Raw genomic sequence first — 19,289 nt, forward strand, 5'->3', positions numbered from 1 at the left:
TCCGCTCCGAGAACTCAGCGAACCGTTTCGCCACCGCCCGGGGGGAGGCCACGCCATGGCGGTCGCAGGCAAAGCGCTTCAGTGCCCGGATGTCCACCGGGCTCCCCTCACCGGATTTACGGCAGTTCTTCTCGCAGGGGGCGGTGCAGACCCTGCTGCAGACGGAGACCAGGGGGTTGGTCTGGCGGGCGATGAGGTAGGCCTTCTCGTACTCCCCTTCGGTGATAGCCCGTACGTACCGCTTGGTATCGGTCGCCAGGGGACAGGCGCTCTGGCAGGCCACCAGGGCCTGATAGTCCTCAACCCCCAGAATCTTTACCTGATACTTGCCGCTGTGATTGCCCATCTTCTTCTCCTCTGTCTGGTGCACGATCTCGATTGTCAGGAACTGACGGTAGTGACTGCCAAAGAGTGCGTTGTCCTTTATTGGAGCGGCTACGGAGTTACCTGATGAATGAACGGCGCTGTTGTTAATAATGCTAACAGTGTGCCAATGAAAAAAATAAATATAAACAGTATTATGCTGGATTATTGAGCTGTGGGGGGTCGGATATGTGCAACAATATGAAACGCCGGTTTAATAACTCGGGTGGCAATGGTGGGAGGTGTGATGCGGTGTAACTGGCTGATTTACAACATAAACACGCTGTAGGGTGGATGTGTTGTTGATACCCGCTAAAGTGGTGCTTGCCCAGGGAATAAACGATGTAAGTCAGTGGGTTGGTTTGAAAATGCCGAGGTCAGGGGGGGAGTGTTACCGTTTGTGATACTTCGTAAATACGGTGTTACCAAAATTCGCGAGGCAGTGCGTGATGACGGAAGGCGGCGCCGGGTAAGTTTTAGGGCCGATCCTTCCAGGGAGGGGCCAGTTTTGCGGACGCCTTGGCCCATTTGAACGGATAGACCAACTCCTGCTTGCCATCGATCCACTGGCTCGCGGTACTTACGAAGATGGCGACCCCGTTCGGCTGATACTTGACCGGCCCCATGACGGTCTGGAACCTGCTGCTCAGCACGGCCTGACGCACTTTTCCCCCGTCCAGGGTCCCGGCCTTCTCGATGGCCTGCCACAGGATTTGGGCCAGGGCATAGGCGCACCCGACAGAAACCGAGGTTCCCCCGTAGCGCTTCTCATACCGTTCCCCCAGTTCCCTCGCTCCTTGGAAGGGGAAGTCCCTGGACCAAAATCCGTCGCAGAGAACGTACTGGGCGTCTTTCCCCAGTTCCTTCCCGAAGTTTCCGGTCCATGCTCCCTTCCAGCCGTGGAGGTAGCCAACACTGAAGTTGCTCTTTTTCATTTGACGGACAAAGGTGATGCTATCCGTGTCCGAAGAAAAGATGAGGATTGCATCAACTCCAATGGACTTGGCCTTCTCTATCTGTGCCGAGTAATCCCTGGCCCCGGAGGGCAGTGTCTCGGAAAGAGCAAAGGTATATCCGTACTTCCGGGAGACTGATTGGAACAGGCTGGCGAGAACGCGACCGTCTGCGACGTCTTCAACAAAGAGCGCCGGTTTCTTCGGCCGCTTATCTTTGGGCAAGCTGTTCCAAAGCTGGAAAGGTACTGCTACCCCTTGCTCAACGTCGAAGAAAAACAGCGTGGACCATTTGAAGTTATGCTTCAACCAAGGTTTAACCCAGGTGAACGAGGCATGATAATACTTCTTATGTTTCTCTGCCGTCTTGCACGCGGGGACGACACCGTCATTCCCGGCAAAACCGCTCAGGAGCAAGTCAACATTGTGGAATTTGATCAGGCGTTCCACTGCTCGGACGGATTTGGCCACATTCGATTCGTCATCCTCGATGATGAGCCTCACCGGCAGCTTCTTGCCAAATTCCTTCACAAAAATACCACCCTTGGCGTTGACGTCCTTTACCGCCTCTTCATACGCCCACTTCTGTTCCTGACCTTCTCCCGAAAGCTCTCCGGTCAAGGGTAGCTGTGCTCCTGCGACGATTTCGCTTCTGGTCGCCGCCCCAGCGGGTTGGTTGCACAGGAGACCCAGTGCCATGGCCATGAGCACCATAACCAAGCGGAATCGTTGTGCACTAATAGACATGTGGTCCTCGATCATATTTCCGGTACAGATTACGGAACTCATTGTAAGCACAAAGAGCATTCAAATGGCATCCGGGTGTTGAGTACTTTCGTAACAGCCCGCTTCGCCGACATCACCATTGGTAACAAGCGGGCTCCCGATATCACTAACATCAATAACTGTTTAACATCATAAAGTTATCTCGAGGGGCATCTTGGTTGCACGGGATAGCTGCTTGGTGCAACTCACTGTCTTTAATAGCGAGATAAGCGCAGTGTGCCACTTGAGTATGAGCGTAAACAGTGTTTCTAAACGTGACGCGTTCATTTTGCTACCGTTGCATCTTATATCAGTAACATGCCAATAATGAAGTAAAAATAAACATGGCACATTGTTAGCAAGGGGGCGAAGTGTATTTGAGTTGTTGGCCAATTGTCTTTTTTACGGGAGGTTCGGGCGTGTTCACCTTTGCCTGAGGCTCGGCTATATCATCAAATGAAACCGGAGGCAAGTAAATGGGTGTCTACACATCATTGGAAGAGGTTGTTGATGGGATCAACGACGGTGCAACCTTGCTTGTAGGAGGATTCGGCCCGGTCGGAACCCCCTGTAACGTGATCCAGGCGCTGAAGGACAAGGGGGTGAGGAACCTTACCATCATCTCCAATAACTGTGGTGAGGCTGATTTTGGTTTGGGCATCCTGCTGAAGAACAGACAGATAAAAAAGGTCGTCTGTTCCTACCTGGGGGGACACCCGGAGTTCGAGCGGCAGTATCTGGCCGGGGAGGTGGAAGTGGAACTGGTCCCGCAAGGCACGATCGCTGAGCGGTGCCGGGCCGGAGGTGCAGGAATTCCTGCTTTCTATACCCGGGCCGGGGCCGGAACCATTATTGCCGAAGGCCGCGAAACACGCGTGTTCGATGGGAAGGAATACCTTCTCGAAACGGGCTTGAGGGCGGAATTCGCGCTGGTCAAGGCACACAAGGGAGACCGGCTCGGCAACCTGATCTACCGGCGGACAGGGATGAATTTCAACCCGATGATGGCTGCGGCGGGGATAACGACCATCGCGGAAGTTGAGGAGTTGGTGGAAATCGGCGATCTGGTGCCGGAACAGATCCACACGCCCAGTATCTATGTGCAGCGCATTATCGAGTGCAGGTAGTCGGGTGCAATAAATTAATGGAGGAACGAAATGGCTTGGACTAGAGAGCAGATTGCCCAACGGGCTTCGTTGGAGATTGAGGACGGCTATTATGTGAACCTGGGGATTGGCATCCCGACACTGGTTACCAAGTATCTGCCGGAAGGCAAGCAGGTGATATTTCAGTCAGAAAACGGTCTGCTGGGGATGGGCCCACCTGCTAAAGAGGGAGATGAAGATATCGATCTGGTCAATGCCGGCAAGCAGTATACCACCATGGTCCCCGGCGCTGCCCTCTTCAGTAGCGCCGAGTCGTTCGCCATGATCCGCGGCGGGCATATCGATCTGGCCATCCTTGGTGGGATGGAGGTTGCAGCCAACGGCGATCTTGCCAACTTCATGATCCCCGGGGTGATGGTGAAGGGGATGGGTGGGGCAATGGACCTCGTGTACGGCGCGAAACGGATTGTGGTGGTCATGGATCACGTCAACAAACACGGCGAACCAAAGGTTCTGAAAAAATGCTCTCTGCCCTTGACCGGCAAGGGGGTGGTAAGCCGCATCATCACCGACCGCGCCGTAATGGATGTGACCCCGGACGGACTGGCTTTGGTCGAGGTTGCGCCCGGATTCAGCGTTCAGGATATTCGGGCTTGCACCGAACCCGATCTGATTGTCCCGGCACATCTACAATAGTACTCGAACGTTTCAGCGTTGGATCAGAAACTGAAACCTGAACGTAGTTGCTTGATGAGGACCGGACCTTTTGCTGAAGGCATGGACGACAACCAAAGGAGATTCCACCATGAAGGCATTCGAGCTCAAGGAATTGATCGGACCCGAGGGTCTGGTACTTACGACAAAGCATCCCGAGCCCGAAGCGGGCCCCGGCGAGGTAAAGATCAAGGTGCATGCGACCTCGCTGAATTTCCGCGATCTGCTTGTCGCCAGCGGTCGATATCCTATCGGCAACAAATCATCCATTATTCCGCTATCCGACGGTGCCGGCGAGGTCGTTGCCGTCGGTGCGGGGGTGTCTCGCTTCAAGATCGGCGATCGAGTAGCCGGTACCTTTTTCCAAGCTTGGAACGGAGGTGCCATTTCGGCTGAATCGACCGCTCTTGCACTGGGGGGATCGGCGGACGGCATGCTGGCTGAGTATGTCGTGCTTCCGGAGCAGGGAGTCATCCATACTCCCGGTCATCTGACCTACGAAGAGGCGGCGACGCTTCCCTGCGCCGGCGTCACCGCATGGAACGCCGTGGTAGAGAACGGCCGTGTACGCGCCGGCGAGACCGTGCTGCTGCTCGGTACCGGCGGCGTTTCACTGTTTGCGCTGCAGTTTGCCAAACTGCACGGTGCTCATGTGATCATTGCATCGAGCAGCGACGAGAAACTGGCCCGGGCCAAGGCGCTTGGCGCAGACACGTTGATCAATTACCGTACCACGCCGGACTGGGAGCAGGAGGTCGTGAAGGCGACCGGGGGGCGCGGGGTCGACATTGTGGTGGAAGTCGGTGGCGGCGGAACATTGGAGCGGTCGATAAAGGCCGTACGTGTCGGTGGAATGATTGCGGTTATCGGTGTCGTGGCCGGCGTCGGGCAGATCGATCCACGTACGATCATTGCCAGGGCTATTCGTCTTCAGGGCATCTACGTAGGCTCCGGTGAGCTGTTTGCCGCGATGAACCGGGCGGTGGCCGAGACTGCTCTCAAACCGGTCATTGGCCGCACATTTGTCTTTGAAGAGGCAAAACAGGCCTATGACTATCAGGCCAGTGGAGCCCATTTCGGCAAAATAGTTGTCAAGGTGGGCAGCTGACCGCTTGGACGACGAGATGTATTGAAATGTGTCTATATGCACCTGAGAGGAGACACGGGATGCCCAAGGAAATCATACTGTACAACCTTAAGGATGCAGTAACGGATGAAGAATACCAGCGCTACTGCGCTGACAAGAAGGGCCCTCTGATCAAGAGCCTTCCCTCCTGCAACGATTTTACACTGGTGCGGATTACCGGTTCCCAGAAGGGCGAAATCCCCTATGCCTATGTCGGTATTGTGGATGTCACGAGCATTGAGGACTGGAAAAGGGATGCCTCCAGTGAGCCCTTTCAGGGTTTTCTGAAAGAATGGATTCCGATGGTGAAGGATTTCCATATCCTGATGGGAAGTGAGGTTTACGGAAGGTGAGGCAGTTATTTCGGTCAGTGCTAGCAACAGCCAATCATCGCTTAAAAGGAGACTCAGATGACACACGATCAAAAAAACTCGCCGGAAATCTGTTTCGGTAAAAACACGACAGATGTCCTTTACAACCAGATCACCATCAAAAATGCTGATCCCGATGCTTTGGAACTGAAGGTGTTCTTTCACAGTTTCTATGGCTTTAACGGGAACTCAACCCTTATCTGCGGAAAACGGGATGCCATTCTGGTCAGCACGGCATTCCTCAAAAGCGATGCCCATAGACTGGTTGCCGGCATCCTGGAAACCGGCAAAAACCTCACCCATGTCATTATTCCCGAATTTCACCCGGACCACCATTTCTGCTCGAAAATCGTGCAGGACGCCTTTCCCGATGCCAAGATCGTTGCCCTGCAGAGCGTGACCAGGGATGTGGTCTACAGCGCGGACGACAAGGTACAGCTGTGGGGCCGGCTCTTTGGCAGGAATGTTCCTGACCGGCTTCATTTTCCCATGCCGCTCACCAGCGGGCACCTGGAAATCGAGGGTCATGCCCTGGAGCTGTCGGACGGCTGGCAGGCCGACCAGGCCAATGAAACCCTGGTCTGGATTCCATCGATCCGCGCCGCGATAACCTCGGATACGGTCTTTTATCAAGCCCACCCCTGGATGATCGAAAGCGACGTGCCGCGGCGCCAGCTATGGCGGGAAGACCTGAAAAGGCTGCGGGCCATGGATCCGCTCATCGTTGTGCCGGGGCATTGCCCACCGGAAAAGTTCTCCACTGACCCTGACACCGTCATCAACTTCATGCTCGGCTATCTTGATGACTTTGATACTGCCCTGGCCCGGGCGAAAACGGGCGACGACCTGGTCGACTATATGGAGAGCCGGTATCCGGGCATGTACGCCCTGCGCTTTTGTCTTCACTGGCAGGCACGATTTGCCTTTCCGGACAACTGTTCGGATAAGATCACACCGATCCCGGGCATATTCCATACGGTCGTGAAAACCGAGGATGGCGAGACGGTGTACCAATAATCCGGTTTGGCACCAGTGACACACCCCCTTCCTTGGCGGGAGGGGGTGTACCGTTCGGAGGATCTGCACGATGAACAACCTGACGTCACGGGCGCTGCAGGAATTTCAGGATGCGGCAGCCGGCCTGGTCAACCCGGCTCTCCAGGAGTGGAAGGACCGGGGAGGCAAGGTTATCGGCTGCATGTATCACTTTGTTCCCGAGGAGATCATGACCGCCGCCGGCCTGATGCCGTTCCGCATGAGGGCTACCGGCAGCAGCGGCACGGAACTGTCCGAATCCTGCTTCACCCAGGTCAACTGCAGCTTTGTCAGGCACCTCTTCGATTCCGCAATGCGCGGGCACCAGGGGTTTCTTGATGGTGTGGTGACGGTAAATAACTGCGACCATATTCGCCGTCTCTTTGACAACTGGGAAAGCAAGATCAAGACCCCCTACCGACATTTTCTCTGGTTTCCCAAGAAGAGCGGCACTGAACAGGTTGAAGCGTACCGCAGCGAGCTGGCCGAGATGGCCGGTACGCTCGAATACATGGTGCTGGAGGCCCTTGTGGAGAGTGACGGCTACGCCCTGCTGGCCATGGGGCGAACCGACTCCCTTGGCTGCTTCTGCTCCGTCAACGATCTGCTGCGCGATGCGTTTGGATTCTCTCGCAGAAGTTCGACACGATCGTCATTGACGGCGAAGCAGGGCTGGAACAGATCAACCGGCAGGTCATGAGCGAACTGGATTGTCTGATCATGCTCAGCGACGCCTCGGCCAGAGGGTTACGCACCGTGGCGTTGCTCAAGGAGATGGTGGAGGAGAGGCACGTGGTGCACTGCCGGAAGATGGGAGTGGTCTTCAACCGGGTGCAGAGTGGCGAGGATGTTCTGGCGCGATCCGCTGGACAGATCGGTGTTGAAATCTTTGGGTACGTTCCCCAGGACCCGAGTGTCGCGAGCTACGATCTGGTCGGCCGGTCGCTGGCGGAGCTTCCCCTCGACTCTGCGGCCTTGGAGGCTGTGCGTGGCATTGTGGATAATCTTGGCTGTTGATGACTCGTATCACCTGTCGCGGTCCATGCGACGCACACCCCCTTACTCTTCAAATTATGCCCCCTTCATGCCGGCAGTTCTCCGGATCATATTGCGTGCAGCAAAATTCCAAATGGTTGTCTGGCAACTTCGGTCGTCACGAACGCTATTGCGTATTTTCGTAACAGTACGTATTGGCGCTATCACGATTGGTAGCACACGCAAATAATAGGCTGTAAATTTGCAACTATTCAAAATAATGATGTTTTTTTCGATGGTATCTTCAGCGGTCTGTGCCGTTAGAGACAAACCATGCACTCCAAAATGTAATTTGATAATAATATCTGATTGTTACGCATTGCGGCCTGTTCGGACAGTATCTTTTTAAAATAATCCAGTGTTTCCAATTGTGACGTTCGCCATATATCCGTATGCAATAAATCAATATAACATACCTATATTGCACATAAAAAACAGTTGGCACGGTGTTAGCATTAGTGCAGCATCAAGACGGCAATGCGCCGATTCATATGTTTCGGTGTGTGACAGGTCTGACAATCAACCGCACGTCGGTGCAACCGTAGATAGGGGGATAACGTTATGGGAGCTAAGCCTAAAGTACTGTTGATCATGACGCTGGACACCAAGGACCTTGAGACACGCTTCGTCACCAAGTGTCTTGAAGAGAACGGTATCGATGTCTACCTGCTTGATGCCAGCATTCGCAAGACCATCGATGGTGGAGCCGCAATTACCCCTGATCAGATAGCTGCCGCTGCGGGGATGACCATGGAGGAAATCCGTGCCCTGAATCATGAGGGCAAATGCCAGGCGGTCATGATGGAAGGTGCCATCAAGTGTGCCCATGAACTGCATGAGCGGATCGGGCTCAGCGGCATCCTCGGGGTCGGAGGTTCCATGGGGACCACTCTCGGCACAGCCGTCATGCGAAGTTTTCCGTTCGGCCTGCCAAAGGTCATGGTTTCCACCATGGCATCGGGCATGACCAAGGGTTTTGTCGGCACCAAGGATATCGTCATGGTCAACTCGGTCTGCGATATCTCCGGCCTGAACACCATCACCCGGCGCGTCTTCCTTAACGGTGCCCTGGCGGTAACAGGCATGGCCTACGGCTACAAGAGCTCAGTCGCTGTGAGCAACGCCCTGGTGGCGAGTTTACATGTCGACAGTAAATTCCAGGGATTGCTGGTCGGTGCGGAAAAGCCGCTGGTGACGATTTCAACCCTCGGTACCACGGACAAATGTACGGTCAGGGTTCGCCAGGCATTGGAAGAGAGGGGGTTTGAAGTCATGATCTTCCATACGCTGGGTACCGGCGGGTTGATCATGGACGAGGTGGTGAGGGAACAGAATGTCGCTGTCGTGGTTGACCTGTCGTTGGTCGAGGTGAACGACTTTCTCCACCAGGGGCTCTGCAGCGCCGGACCCGACAGGTGCAAGGCAGCGCTCGAAAAGGGTGTGCCGACGATCTTTGCCCCGGGGAATATCGATTTCCTGGTTGCCGGACCGATTGACGATGCCCATGCACGCTTTCCGGGCAAGCGTTACCACATCCACAATGCCGCCCTGACCGCAGTCCGTTCGGAAGCGGAAGAGTTCAAGCATGTGGCCGAACATATGGCCGGGCTCATCAAGGACGCAAAAGGGCCGGTCACGTTCTTCGTACCGCTGCTCGGCTTCTCTTCCCACGACAGCGAACAGGGGCACCTGCACGATCCATCGCTACCGCCGGTGTTCGCCGCGCACCTGAAAACGGTGATGCCCGCAGCTGTGCCGGTGAGGGAATTCCCTCACCACATCAACGACGAGCAGTTTGCCGATGCCATTGTTGAACAGGTACTCGCATTTCAGCAACGGGCTGCAGCATAAACCGCCACTACTACGTCTTTCAAATACTTGCAGACAGGAGTTGCTACCGATGAAGCTGACCAATGAAGACGTACAGGACATCCTGCAGCTTGTAAACGTCTCTTCTTTCAACGTACTGAATCTTCAGACCGACCGCTTCAAGCTGTCCCTGCGGCGCACCGGCGACGGGGAATGGACGCAGTCGGCGCAGGAGCTGTCCGCCACGAACCTGATGACACCAGCTGCTGTCCGGACAGAGACTGCCGCTCCTGTTGCTGCGCCGAAAGCGGCTCCGGCGGCTGAAGACGGACTCGTCGATATCCGCACGCCGCTGCTCGGCACCTTCTACCGGTCGCCCAAGCCCGGTTCTCCTCCCTTTGTCGAGATCGGCAGCCGGGTGGACAAGGATACGGTGGTTGCCATTGTCGAGACCATGAAGCTGATGAACTCGGTCTATGCCGGTGTCTGCGGCACCATTGCCGAGATCTGCCTCGGCGACGCCGACTTTGCCGATCACGAAGCGGTGCTGATGCGGGTCAAGCCGGAGGGCGTATGATACTGCGGCGGATACTGATTGCCAATCGGGGCGAGATTGCGGTGCGGATCATACGCAGCTGTCAACGCCTCGGTATCGAAACGGTGCTGGCGGCCTCGGCGGCCGATCTCGATTCCCTGGCGGCCCGCCTGGCTGACCATACCATCTGTATCGGCCCGGCCCGGTCGCCGGAGAGTTATCTGAACGTCCAGGCGGTCATTGCCGCGGCCGTGGCGGCCAAGGTCGACGCTATCCATCCCGGTTACGGTTTCCTGTCGGAAAACCAGCAACTTGCCCGGGCCTGCCGCGAGGCCGGCATTGTCTTTATCGGCCCGACCGAGGCACAGCTGGATGCAGTAGGGGACAAGCTCAATGCCCGCAGCCACGCCATCGCGGCCGGTCTGCCGGTGGTACCGGGTGGCGAGGTAGGCAGTATGGACGAGGCGCTGGCACTGGCAGAGAAGATCGGCTGGCCGATCCTGGTGAAAGCGGTTGGCGGTGGCGGTGGTCGGGGTATGAAACAGGTCCACGAGCCGGACAAACTGGTGGAAACCATGGAAATGGCTATGGCCGAGGCCCAGGCCGCGTTCGGAGACCCGCGCGTCTACCTGGAACGCTATGTTGCGGCTGGCCGCCATGTCGAGGTGCAACTGCTCGGCGACGGCGAGAACATGATCCATCTCGGTACCCGGGACTGCTCGATCCAGCGGCGCTACCAGAAGCTCGTCGAGGAGGCGCCGGCGCCGCACCTGCGGGACACTCTCCGGGAAGAGATGCACCGAGCCGCGGTCGCCTTCGGCACGCACCTGAAGTATCGCGGCCTGGGTACCGTGGAACTTCTGGTCGACTGCGAGCGCGATACCTTCTACTTCCTGGAAATGAATGCCCGCATCCAGGTCGAGCACCCGGTCACCGAAGCTATCTGCGGCCTCGATCTCGTTGCCGAGCAGATTGCCGTTGCCGAAGGGAGGCCGCTTCGTCTCACACAGGAAGATGTCAGGCTTTCCGGCCACGCCATCGAGTGTCGGCTCAATGCCGAAGACTGGACCCGTGATTTCCGGCCGAGTCCCGGAACGGTGACCGACGCAGTATTTCCGGTCGGCGAGGGGATCAGGGTCGACACGCATATGCAGGCCGGGGCGCAGGTGCCGCCCTATTACGATTCACTGGTGGCGAAGCTGATCGTGCACGGTTCCGACCGTGCCGCGGCGGTGGCGCGGATGCAGCAGGCCCTGGCCCGGTGCGAACTTGGCGGCGTCATTACCAATCTGCCCATGCACGCCGAGCTGATGCAACAGGAGGAGTTTGTTGCCGGTGGCTTCACCACTGCCTACTTCCCCCGTTTCCTCGATCAAAATATTGCCGCAGGAGGCTTCAATGGCTGACATCCAACTCATCGACGTCTCCATGCGTGACGGCAACCAGAGCCTGTGGGGAGCGGTCGGCCTCAACACCGCCCAGATCCTGCAGATTGCTCCGGTCGTGGATCGCGTCGGGTTCCGCGCCTTGGACTTCGCCTCCAGCACTGCCATGGGGATGGCTGTAAAGACCTTCAGGGAGGACCCCTGGGAGCGGATCCGTCTGGCCCATGCGGCCATGCCGAACACCCGGCTGCAGCTGATCGGCACGGGGCTGCGCTTCTATTCGTGGGAGATGCAGTCGCCCGATTTCATGCAGCTGGTGTACGACCGACTGGTGGCCAACGGCATCTCGCGCTTTGTCGTGCTCGAACCGATGCTGGATATCGAGACCATTCTCGAATCGGCGCGCATGATGCGCAAGGCCGGCGGTGAAGAGATCATCGCCGCCCTGACCTACACCATCAGCGCGGTGCACGACGACGCCTTCTATGCCGGACTTGCCGCACGGATCGCCACCTGCCAGGACATAGACCGTGCGTACATCAAGGACCCATCCGGTCTCATGACCCCCGAGCGGGCGCGCACGCTGATTCCGGCGATTCGCTCCCAACTGGGCGGTAAGCCGCTGGAACTGCATTCCCACTGTACCATCGGGCTTTCTGCCATGAGCTACATGGCTGCCGCCGAACTTGGCGTGGATGCCCTGCAGGTCGCCTGCGGTCCCCTGGGCAACGGCTCGTCACTCCCCAATGCCCAGCGCGTCGTGGCGAACCTGCGTGAACTGGGGCATACGGTGGACATCGACGACCGTGCCCTGGCGCTGGTTGCCAACTATTTCTCCCGCCTGGCCAAGGCGGAAAACCTCCCGGTCGGCGTGCCCCAGGAATACGATGCCTCATTCCTGAAGCACCAGGTGGCCGGCGGCGTCATGGCCACGACCAGAAGGCAGCTTGTCGAGCTCAACCTGGAGCACCGCTTCGATGAGGTCATGGCAGAATCCAGCCGTGTCCGGGCGGAGTTCGGGTATCCGATCATGGTGACGCCGTTTCCCCAGATGGTCTGCTCCCAGGCGCTTTACAACGTGATTGGCCGGGAGCGGTACGAAAACGTTTCCGACCAGGTGATCCGTTATGTACTCGGCAGCTTCGGACGGCCAACCGCGCCGGTCGATCCCGATGTCAAGGACCGCATCCTGTCGCGGCCTCGGGCGAAAGAGATCATGGCGGAACCTCCCGCTCCGACGCTGTCCGAACTGCGCAAACGCTTCCCGTCGGGCATCTCCGACGAGGAATTCCTGTTGCGTGCAACAATGCCGGCCGAAGAGGTCAACGCCATGGTGGCCGCCGGGCCGGCCAAACGGCACTACAACCCTGACATACGGCCGATACTCAAGCTGCTGCGTGGGTTGCAGGACTGCCCGGTGCCGGTCCCCTCGGATATCATCATTGAAAAGCCTGATTTCAGGTTGGAACTGCTCAGTACTAATGATCACGTGCCGGCGTGAGAAGTTGAGGCCGGATTCGCAGTACCCATCACAAGGAGGATTTCTATGAAGGAAGTATTGGAAATGCTGGCTGTTGTTCCCTGTTTTGGAAGCCTGGCAACCGTAGATGGAGGGAAGCCGCGGGTCAGACCGTTTGCATTCATGTTTGAAGAGAACGGCAGGTTCTACTTTTGTACTGCCAGTGACAAAAAGGTTTACCAACAGTTGGTTGCCTGCCCGTTCATCGAATTTACCCGAACCAGCGAAGACATGCGGTGGCTGAGGATCGGCGGCGAGATCAGATTCGACGAGGGTATCAGGCATAAGGAGAAATGTTTTGAACGGTATCCCATGTTGAAGGATATCTATCAGACGCCGGATAACCCGCTGTTAAAGGTATTCTGTCTGGAACACGGCACTGCAACGATCGATAGCATGACGCCCAATCCGCAGAAGGTCGTCACATTCTAGGGGTGTGAATCATGGCATCTGCCGGAAACAAAAAAGGAATCGTGATTATCTGCAACCTCGACACCCGGGGTGAAGATATCGTCTTTGTCCGCGAGCTGATCCGTGGGCGTGGGCATGATGCCATTCTGCTGGATTTCAGCATGGAAGAACCGCCACCGGTACCGGGGGATATCCGATGCGAAGAGGTAGCCCTGCGGGGCGGGCTGCCGATCGAAACCGTGCGCGAGTATTATCGTAGCGACCGGGAAGCGGCGACCAACAACCAGATCAAAGGCGCGGCGGCGATCGTTGCCGATCTCATCAAGGAGGGGAGGGTGCACGGGGTGATCGGCATCGGCGGAGCCACCTCCAGCCTCGTGTCAACCGGTGTCATGCAGCAGCTGCCGTTCGGCATGCCCAAGCTTATGGCTACGCCGATGGCGTCCAATCCGCGTTATACCGAAAAATGCGTCGGCACCAGCGACATCACCATGCACAACACCGTGCTCGACATAGTCAAGATGAATCCGCTTTTAAAGGCGCAGATCACTAATGCCGTGGGGGCCATCTGCGGCATGGTTGAAATGTCGCTGGGCACGGAGTTCACCTTCGAGCAACCGGTGATCGCCGTATCTTCGTTCGGCTTTTCCGAGATGGCGGCGCAGGCATCTCTGGCAATGCTGGAAGAGGCCGGTTTTACCCCCGTGGTCTGCCATGCCCAGGGCAAAGGCGACAGGGGGATGGAGGAGATGATCCGCGACGGCATGTTCCAGGGAGTCCTCGATCTCTGTACCGGCGGCATCACCGAGCACCTGTTCGGTGGCAACCGCGATCCCGGACCGGATCGCCTCATGGCGGCGGTGCGAAAGGGTATTCCGACGGTATTGGCTCCCTGCGGCCTCGACCTGCTGAGCTACGGCGGCCGGACCGATAAACTGGAGCAGACCAAGGGACGTGCGCAGTATGTCCAGGACTCCTTTCGTACCCAGGTGCGCACCACAGCGGATGAACTGCGCCAGGCAGCCGATGTCATAGCCGAACGGCTCAACCAGTCAACAGGGCCGTTCACTTTTCTGATCCCGCTCAAGGGGTGGTCGTCGATCAATAAGCAGGGGCGCCCGCTGTACGACCCGGAGGCCGATGCCGCCTTTGTCTCCCGTCTGCGGGAAAAACTCGACAACAAGGAGGCGATCAAGGAGGTGGACCTGCATCTCTACACCCCGGAGTTCGCCCGCGTGGCGGTGAATGAACTGGTGCGCCTGTTCGGGCTCGCTCCTGCAGGCACAGCTTAGAAGAAATATGGAACTATGATGTTCTGCTCGTAAGCGGTGACAACATTAAACCACTACATAAGGGAAAGGGGTGCAACATGCTTAAAGACAAGGTAGCGCTGGTTACGGGGGGCGCAGAGGGGATTGGGCGTGCCATTGCATTGGTATACGGTCGTGAGGGGGCACGGGTGGTGGTGACCGACTGCAACGACCAGGGTGGCGAGGAAACCGCGGCAATGATCAATCAGGCTGGTGGGCAGGCTATCTATCGTCATCTCGATGTGACCAGTCTGGAAAATCACGAGGAAGTGGTTGATACGGCGTGCAAGCAGTTCGGCCGTCTCGACATTGCCTGCAACAATGCCGGCATCAGTGGTGAGTTCCGGCTCACGGCAGACCATACCCCCCAGACCTGGCAGCAGGTGATAGATATCAACCTGACGGGCGTATTTTATGGCATCAGGACACAGATTCGCGCCATGCTGAAGACCGGTGGCGGCTCCATTGTCAATATATCCTCGATCTGCGGACAAATTGCTCTTGACGAGATCACACCTTACGTTGCTGCCAAGCACGGGGTTGTCGGGATGACCAAGAACGTAGCGGTCGAATACGGGACCAAGGGGATCAGGTGTAACTCGGTCGGTCCGGCGTTCATCAAAACCAAACTGGTCAACAACCTTCCCGAGGATGTCAGGAATAATCTCAGTTCGATGCACGCCTTGAATCGGGTCGGTGACCCGGAAGAGGTTGCCGAACTGGTGGCATGGCTTAGTAGCGATAAGGCAAGTTTTATCACCGGCAGCTATTACGCGGCCGATGGCGGATATCTTGCCCGCTGACGAAGCCTCGGGCTGGCCTAGCCGACCAATAAGGAGAATAAGTGATGGGTAATGTTGTCAAGGTGATCGGTGTCGGCATGGTCAAATTCGCCAAGCCCGGTGCGCATGAACCGTACGAAATCATGGCCGGCAAGGCCGTTAAGGCTGCTCTCGCCGATGCCGGCATCTCTTACTGCGATATTCAGCAGGCCTTTGCCGGTTACGTGTTCGGCGACAGCGCCTGCGGCCAGGCGGCACTGTACCGGGTAGGGATGTCTGGCATACCGATAGTAAACGTCAACAACAACTGCTCGTCCGGATCGTCGGCCCTCATGCTCGCGCGGCAGGCGGTCCTGTCCGGAGCCGTCGAGTGTGCTTTGTCGGTTGGCTTCGAGGAAATGCGACCCGGTGCCCTTGGGCCGGTCTGGGACGACCGGACATCGCCGCTGATGGATCTGGAGGATAAGCTGGAGGCCCTGCTGCCGGACGTGCTCCCGGCGACGAATGCGCTACGCCTGTTCGGGGCGGCAGCGGTTGCCTACATCGAGAAGACGGGGGCCAATCCGGACATCTTTGCCAAGGTGGCGGTAAAGACGCGCAAGCATGCGCTGAATAACCCCTATGCCTTGTTTGACAAACCACTGACAGTTGAAGAAGTGATGCAGTCCCCGGTCATGTTCCCACCGTATCTGACCCGGCTTGAATGTTGTCCGCCTTCGTGTGGCGCCGCTGCGGCGATTGTTTGCAGCGAAGAATTTGCCAAGAGGCACGGCCAGGCACGTGCCGTATCCATTCTCGCCCAGGCGATGGCGACCGATGGGGTGGCGAGCAGCCTCAATCCGATCGACCTGGTGGGTGCGGACATGTCGCGCAGAGCCGCACAGCAGGTATACGAGCAGGCCGGTATCGGTCCGGATGATTTCAAGGTGGTGGAACTGCACGACTGCTTCACATCCAACGAGGTAATGACGTACGAGGCGCTCGGGTTGTGCGGTGAGGGCGAAGCGGAAAGCATGATAAACCGTGGTGACAACACGTATGGCGGGAAATACGTCGTCAATCCTTCCGGCGGTCTCATGTCCAAGGGGCATCCGTTGGGAGCCACCGGACTTGCCCAGTGTACCGAATTGGTATCACAACTGAGAGGTGAGGCCGGACAACGGCAGGTGGATAGCTCCCCCCGTCTTGCCCTCCAGCACAACCTGGGTCTGGGCGGGGCTTGTGTCGTAACTCTGTATGGACGTATATAGTGCTGGAGAACAAAATCGTCTTTCAATCAGTGCTGGATACGCTTCTAAGCTGAGTGGGATTGATTCAATCCCGAAGCCGCAGTTGGGGTTATCCGTAGAGCCTTAGGAACGGGACCTCGAAGGATGACTCCAACTGTCGGGTCCGGGTGTATTGTTGGCTTACTGCCTTTTTGTTGATACCCCCCCAAAGAAATATCCTGTCTCGGTCCGAGTAATCGGCTTCCAACCTCTATTCCGTCTGAAACCTCAATTTTTCCGCAACGACTCGATAGTCCCCGGAACTTCTGGGGAGCGTATGGACCCTGAACGTTTCCCGTGTTGTTTGTGTATTATCGTAACATCACACCTTGCAGCTATCACTATTGGTAGCACATTCGTTTCCGCACAATTTACTTTCTCTTAACAAGCAATAATTTCAATGGTTTTTAGTGTGAGCCACCCTCTGGTCACCAATCCTTGGAGCAATGCACTCTTCGGGTTGAATTGAAATTTAACAATAAAATTAGTGAGATAAGCGCGAAGGACTATCCGGCTGCCACTGTTTGAGTTTTAAACCGATGTTTCAAATCGTGACGCATAAATATGTCAACATCTATAAAATAAACTCTAATTTACTGAAAATAAAATAGAAATATATTTGGCACGATGTTAGCTTAGCGTCTAATGAAGGCGGTAGGTGCGTCGATTGCCGTGCTTGCTCCCGTTAGTTGGACAAGGAGACTTCCCGTGGTCGTTTCTGGCGCTTCATGTTCTTTTCATAAGGCTCCCTCCGCCGTGCTCGAGCGGCTGCATACCGTGCGCGGCTTCGTCTTTGATATGGACGGCACGCTGGTACTGGGAGACCAACGTAATCATGGCTTCACCCCCTGCCCGGTGCGATTGAGCTGTTGCGGCTGCTTACCGGTCGCGGCATTCCCCTTGTACTGTTCACCAACGGCACCGTGCGTACTCCACAGCATTACGCCGACACGCTGCGTACGGCTGGATTCGACCTTCCCGACGGTTGCATGATGACACCGGCCAGCAGCGCTGTTGCCCTTTTCCTCAGCCGCGGCTACCGGCGGGTTATGGCGCTTGGCGGCGATGGACTGACGCGTCCGTTGCAGGAGGCGGGCATCGAGCTGGTGCCGCCCAAGGGGAGGCCGCAGGTAGATGCGGTCCTGGCCGGCTGGCACCCGGAATTCACCATGGCTGAGTTGGAATCGGCATGCCATGCGGTATGGGGCGGTGCAGGGATGTTCAGCGCCTCCCAGACAAGGTTCTTCGCAACTGCGGATGGCAAGGCATTGGCTCCCTCGCGTGTCATTTCGGCGATGGTCAAGGATATGACCGGCTGTCGTGTGATAACCGTCGGGAAACCCTCTCTGGATGCCTTGCGCTGTGCCGGCCGCCGCTTGGGCGTACGGCTGAAGGATCTGGCCGTAGTCGGAGACGATCCGGAGATGGAGGTCCCGATGGCGCACCGTGGAGGCTCGCTAGCGATTGCGGTCAGTTCAGGTCTTGGGACAAGAGACGCGTATGTGCACCTGCCGGAGAAGCGCAGGCCCCATCTGTGCCTGCAGGGAGTGGACGAGCTCTTGAGACTGTGCGAAGACCCGGCAGGATGCCGGAAGTAATTATGAGGGCTATTCCCGGGAAAGGAGGGAATGTTTTCTTGCGATGGTTGATGGCGAACATGTACGGGCCAGCAGTAATAACCGAACCAGGAGGCATTAGATGGTGAAACAGTATCAGAAAAGGAATCTTGTCAGGGGGCTGCAACAGGGGTTGGTAACGGTTGCGGCAATGGCTGTCCTGGGAATCGGCGTCAATGCCGATGCGTTCGAGATCCCGACGGACAACGAGGACGTCGTAATCCACTGGGACAACACCTTCCGCTACACCCTGGCCCAGCGTCTCAAAGGGCAGAGCAAGGATATTGCCGGCAGTGTCAACCACAATGACGGCGACCGCAACTTTGATGTAGGTCTCGTCTCGAGCCGGCTGGACCTCCTCACCGAGACCGATCTGGTCTACAAAAAGGATTACGGGATCCGACTGAGCGGGGCACTCTGGTACGATCCGATCTATAAAGATAAGAAGTACGAGAACAATTCCTTTTCGAATCATTTTGTCAACGGAGCACCGGCCGGCGGTTTGAACTCATACACGAGGCGCCGCTTTGCCGGGCCGGACGGAGAACTGCTGGATGCCTTTGCCTTTGCCAAGGTCAATTTCGGCGACGTACCGGTCAACATTCGGGCGGGCCGGCATACGATCTACTGGGGTGAGGCGTTTTTCCCGGGCGCCGGTAACAACGGCATCTCCTACGGACAGTCGCCGATCGACATGGCCAAGGCGCTGGCGATGCCGGGGGTTGAGCTGAAGGAGATCTTCCGGCCGTTGAATCAGGTATCGGTCCAGGTCCAACCGACCAACGATCTCACCATCGCCGGGCAGTACTACCTGGAATGGGAGTCGAACATCTTTCCCGAGACCGGCAGTTACCTGGGGATGGTCGATGGTCTCATGAATAGCGGCGAAGGCTACTATTTCCCCTGGGGGCCTACGTCTGCTGCCGGGCCGGGGATGGTGGCATTCAACACCGGGGACCACCGGCCAAGCGATGCCCGCGACTGGGGGATCAAGGTAGCGTACAGTCCCGAGTGGCTGAACGGAACCCTGGGGTTCCACTATCGCAACTTTTCCGACAGGATGCCGCAGGTGCTGTCGTCCAGCTTTCTGACCGGAGCAAACCCTCCTCTGCCGACCAATTATTATCATGATTATAAATCCAACATCAGTCTGTACGGCATCAGCTTTGCCAAGCAGATCCTGGGG

Annotated in this window: 18 protein-coding genes and 1 pseudogene; 17 read left to right on the plus strand and 2 right to left on the minus strand. The window is 57.0% G+C overall.

The window, feature by feature from the left end:
• Positions 1-346 (minus strand): annotated as a pseudogene (locus tag JN12_RS19545) (FAD-dependent oxidoreductase); the annotation flags it as partial.
• A gap of 493 nt (positions 347-839) precedes the next feature.
• Positions 840-2,063, minus strand: a complete 1,224-nt coding sequence (locus JN12_RS19550) for an amino acid ABC transporter substrate-binding protein (RefSeq protein WP_170242090.1) — start codon at positions 2,061-2,063, stop codon at positions 840-842.
• A gap of 494 nt (positions 2,064-2,557) precedes the next feature.
• Here JN12_RS19550 and JN12_RS19555 point away from each other — a divergent pair, with 494 nt between their 5' ends.
• From JN12_RS19555 to JN12_RS19630, 17 genes are all read left to right on the plus strand, one after another.
• Positions 2,558-3,208 (plus strand): CoA transferase subunit A, encoded by a 651-nt coding sequence (locus JN12_RS19555; protein WP_145025968.1) that lies wholly within the window; start codon positions 2,558-2,560, stop codon positions 3,206-3,208.
• Between the two features lie 30 nt (positions 3,209-3,238).
• Positions 3,239-3,883, plus strand: a complete 645-nt coding sequence (locus JN12_RS19560; RefSeq protein ID WP_145025971.1) for a CoA transferase subunit B — start codon at positions 3,239-3,241, stop codon at positions 3,881-3,883.
• A gap of 70 nt (positions 3,884-3,953) precedes the next feature.
• On the plus strand, positions 3,954-5,009 hold the full coding sequence (locus JN12_RS19565; RefSeq protein WP_211360589.1) for a zinc-dependent alcohol dehydrogenase family protein: 1,056 nt from the start codon (positions 3,954-3,956) through the stop codon (positions 5,007-5,009).
• Between the two features lie 59 nt (positions 5,010-5,068).
• Positions 5,069-5,380 carry an EthD domain-containing protein gene (locus JN12_RS19570; RefSeq protein ID WP_145025974.1) on the plus strand — a complete coding sequence of 104 codons (312 nt, stop codon included), beginning with the start codon at positions 5,069-5,071 and terminating at the stop codon, positions 5,378-5,380.
• Positions 5,381-5,437: 57 nt separating this feature from the next.
• Positions 5,438-6,415 carry an MBL fold metallo-hydrolase gene (locus tag JN12_RS19575; RefSeq protein ID WP_145025976.1) on the plus strand — a complete coding sequence of 326 codons (978 nt, stop codon included), beginning with the start codon at positions 5,438-5,440 and terminating at the stop codon, positions 6,413-6,415.
• 70 nt (positions 6,416-6,485) lie between these two features.
• Entirely contained in the window at positions 6,486-7,133 is a 648-nt protein-coding gene (locus JN12_RS20665) for a 2-hydroxyacyl-CoA dehydratase family protein (RefSeq protein WP_211360590.1), read from the plus strand.
• The gene (locus JN12_RS20670; RefSeq protein WP_211360591.1) at positions 7,130-7,450 is read left to right on the plus strand and encodes a P-loop NTPase family protein; all 321 of its coding nucleotides are present in this window, start codon (positions 7,130-7,132) and stop codon (positions 7,448-7,450) included. The genes JN12_RS20665 and JN12_RS20670 overlap by 4 nt, the downstream gene beginning before the upstream one ends.
• 579 nt (positions 7,451-8,029) lie before the next feature.
• Positions 8,030-9,319 carry a Tm-1-like ATP-binding domain-containing protein gene (locus JN12_RS19585; RefSeq protein WP_145025979.1) on the plus strand — a complete coding sequence of 430 codons (1,290 nt, stop codon included), beginning with the start codon at positions 8,030-8,032 and terminating at the stop codon, positions 9,317-9,319.
• A 49-nt stretch (positions 9,320-9,368) separates the two neighbouring features.
• Entirely contained in the window at positions 9,369-9,854 is a 486-nt protein-coding gene (locus JN12_RS19590) for an acetyl-CoA carboxylase biotin carboxyl carrier protein (protein ID WP_145025982.1), read from the plus strand.
• Positions 9,851-11,218: an acetyl-CoA carboxylase biotin carboxylase subunit gene (locus tag JN12_RS19595; protein WP_145025985.1), complete on the plus strand. Its 1,368-nt coding sequence runs from the start codon at positions 9,851-9,853 to the stop codon at positions 11,216-11,218. The genes JN12_RS19590 and JN12_RS19595 overlap by 4 nt, the downstream gene beginning before the upstream one ends.
• Positions 11,211-12,698, plus strand: a complete 1,488-nt coding sequence (locus JN12_RS19600) for a biotin carboxyl carrier protein (RefSeq protein ID WP_145025988.1) — start codon at positions 11,211-11,213, stop codon at positions 12,696-12,698. The genes JN12_RS19595 and JN12_RS19600 overlap by 8 nt, the downstream gene beginning before the upstream one ends.
• Positions 12,699-12,743: 45 nt before the next feature.
• Positions 12,744-13,148, plus strand: a complete 405-nt coding sequence (locus JN12_RS19605) for a pyridoxamine 5'-phosphate oxidase family protein (RefSeq protein ID WP_145025991.1) — start codon at positions 12,744-12,746, stop codon at positions 13,146-13,148.
• Between the two features lie 11 nt (positions 13,149-13,159).
• Entirely contained in the window at positions 13,160-14,419 is a 1,260-nt protein-coding gene (locus JN12_RS19610) for a Tm-1-like ATP-binding domain-containing protein (RefSeq protein ID WP_145025994.1), read from the plus strand.
• A 77-nt stretch (positions 14,420-14,496) separates the two neighbouring features.
• Positions 14,497-15,240 carry an SDR family NAD(P)-dependent oxidoreductase gene (locus tag JN12_RS19615; protein ID WP_145025997.1) on the plus strand — a complete coding sequence of 248 codons (744 nt, stop codon included), beginning with the start codon at positions 14,497-14,499 and terminating at the stop codon, positions 15,238-15,240.
• Positions 15,241-15,284: 44 nt separating this feature from the next.
• Complete coding sequence (locus JN12_RS19620; protein ID WP_145026000.1) at positions 15,285-16,469, plus strand: lipid-transfer protein; 1,185 nt, start codon at positions 15,285-15,287, stop codon at positions 16,467-16,469.
• A gap of 866 nt (positions 16,470-17,335) precedes the next feature.
• Positions 17,336-18,085: an HAD-IIA family hydrolase gene (locus tag JN12_RS19625; protein ID WP_281287752.1), complete on the plus strand. Its 750-nt coding sequence runs from the start codon at positions 17,336-17,338 to the stop codon at positions 18,083-18,085.
• 100 nt (positions 18,086-18,185) lie between these two features.
• Positions 18,186-19,289 (plus strand): DUF1302 domain-containing protein (locus JN12_RS19630; protein ID WP_145026003.1); only part of this gene is annotated, 1,104 nt, incomplete at its 3' end.

Source organism: Geobacter argillaceus (assembly GCF_007830735.1).
Classification (GTDB): domain Bacteria; phylum Desulfobacterota; class Desulfuromonadia; order Geobacterales; family DSM-12255; genus Geomobilibacter; species Geomobilibacter argillaceus.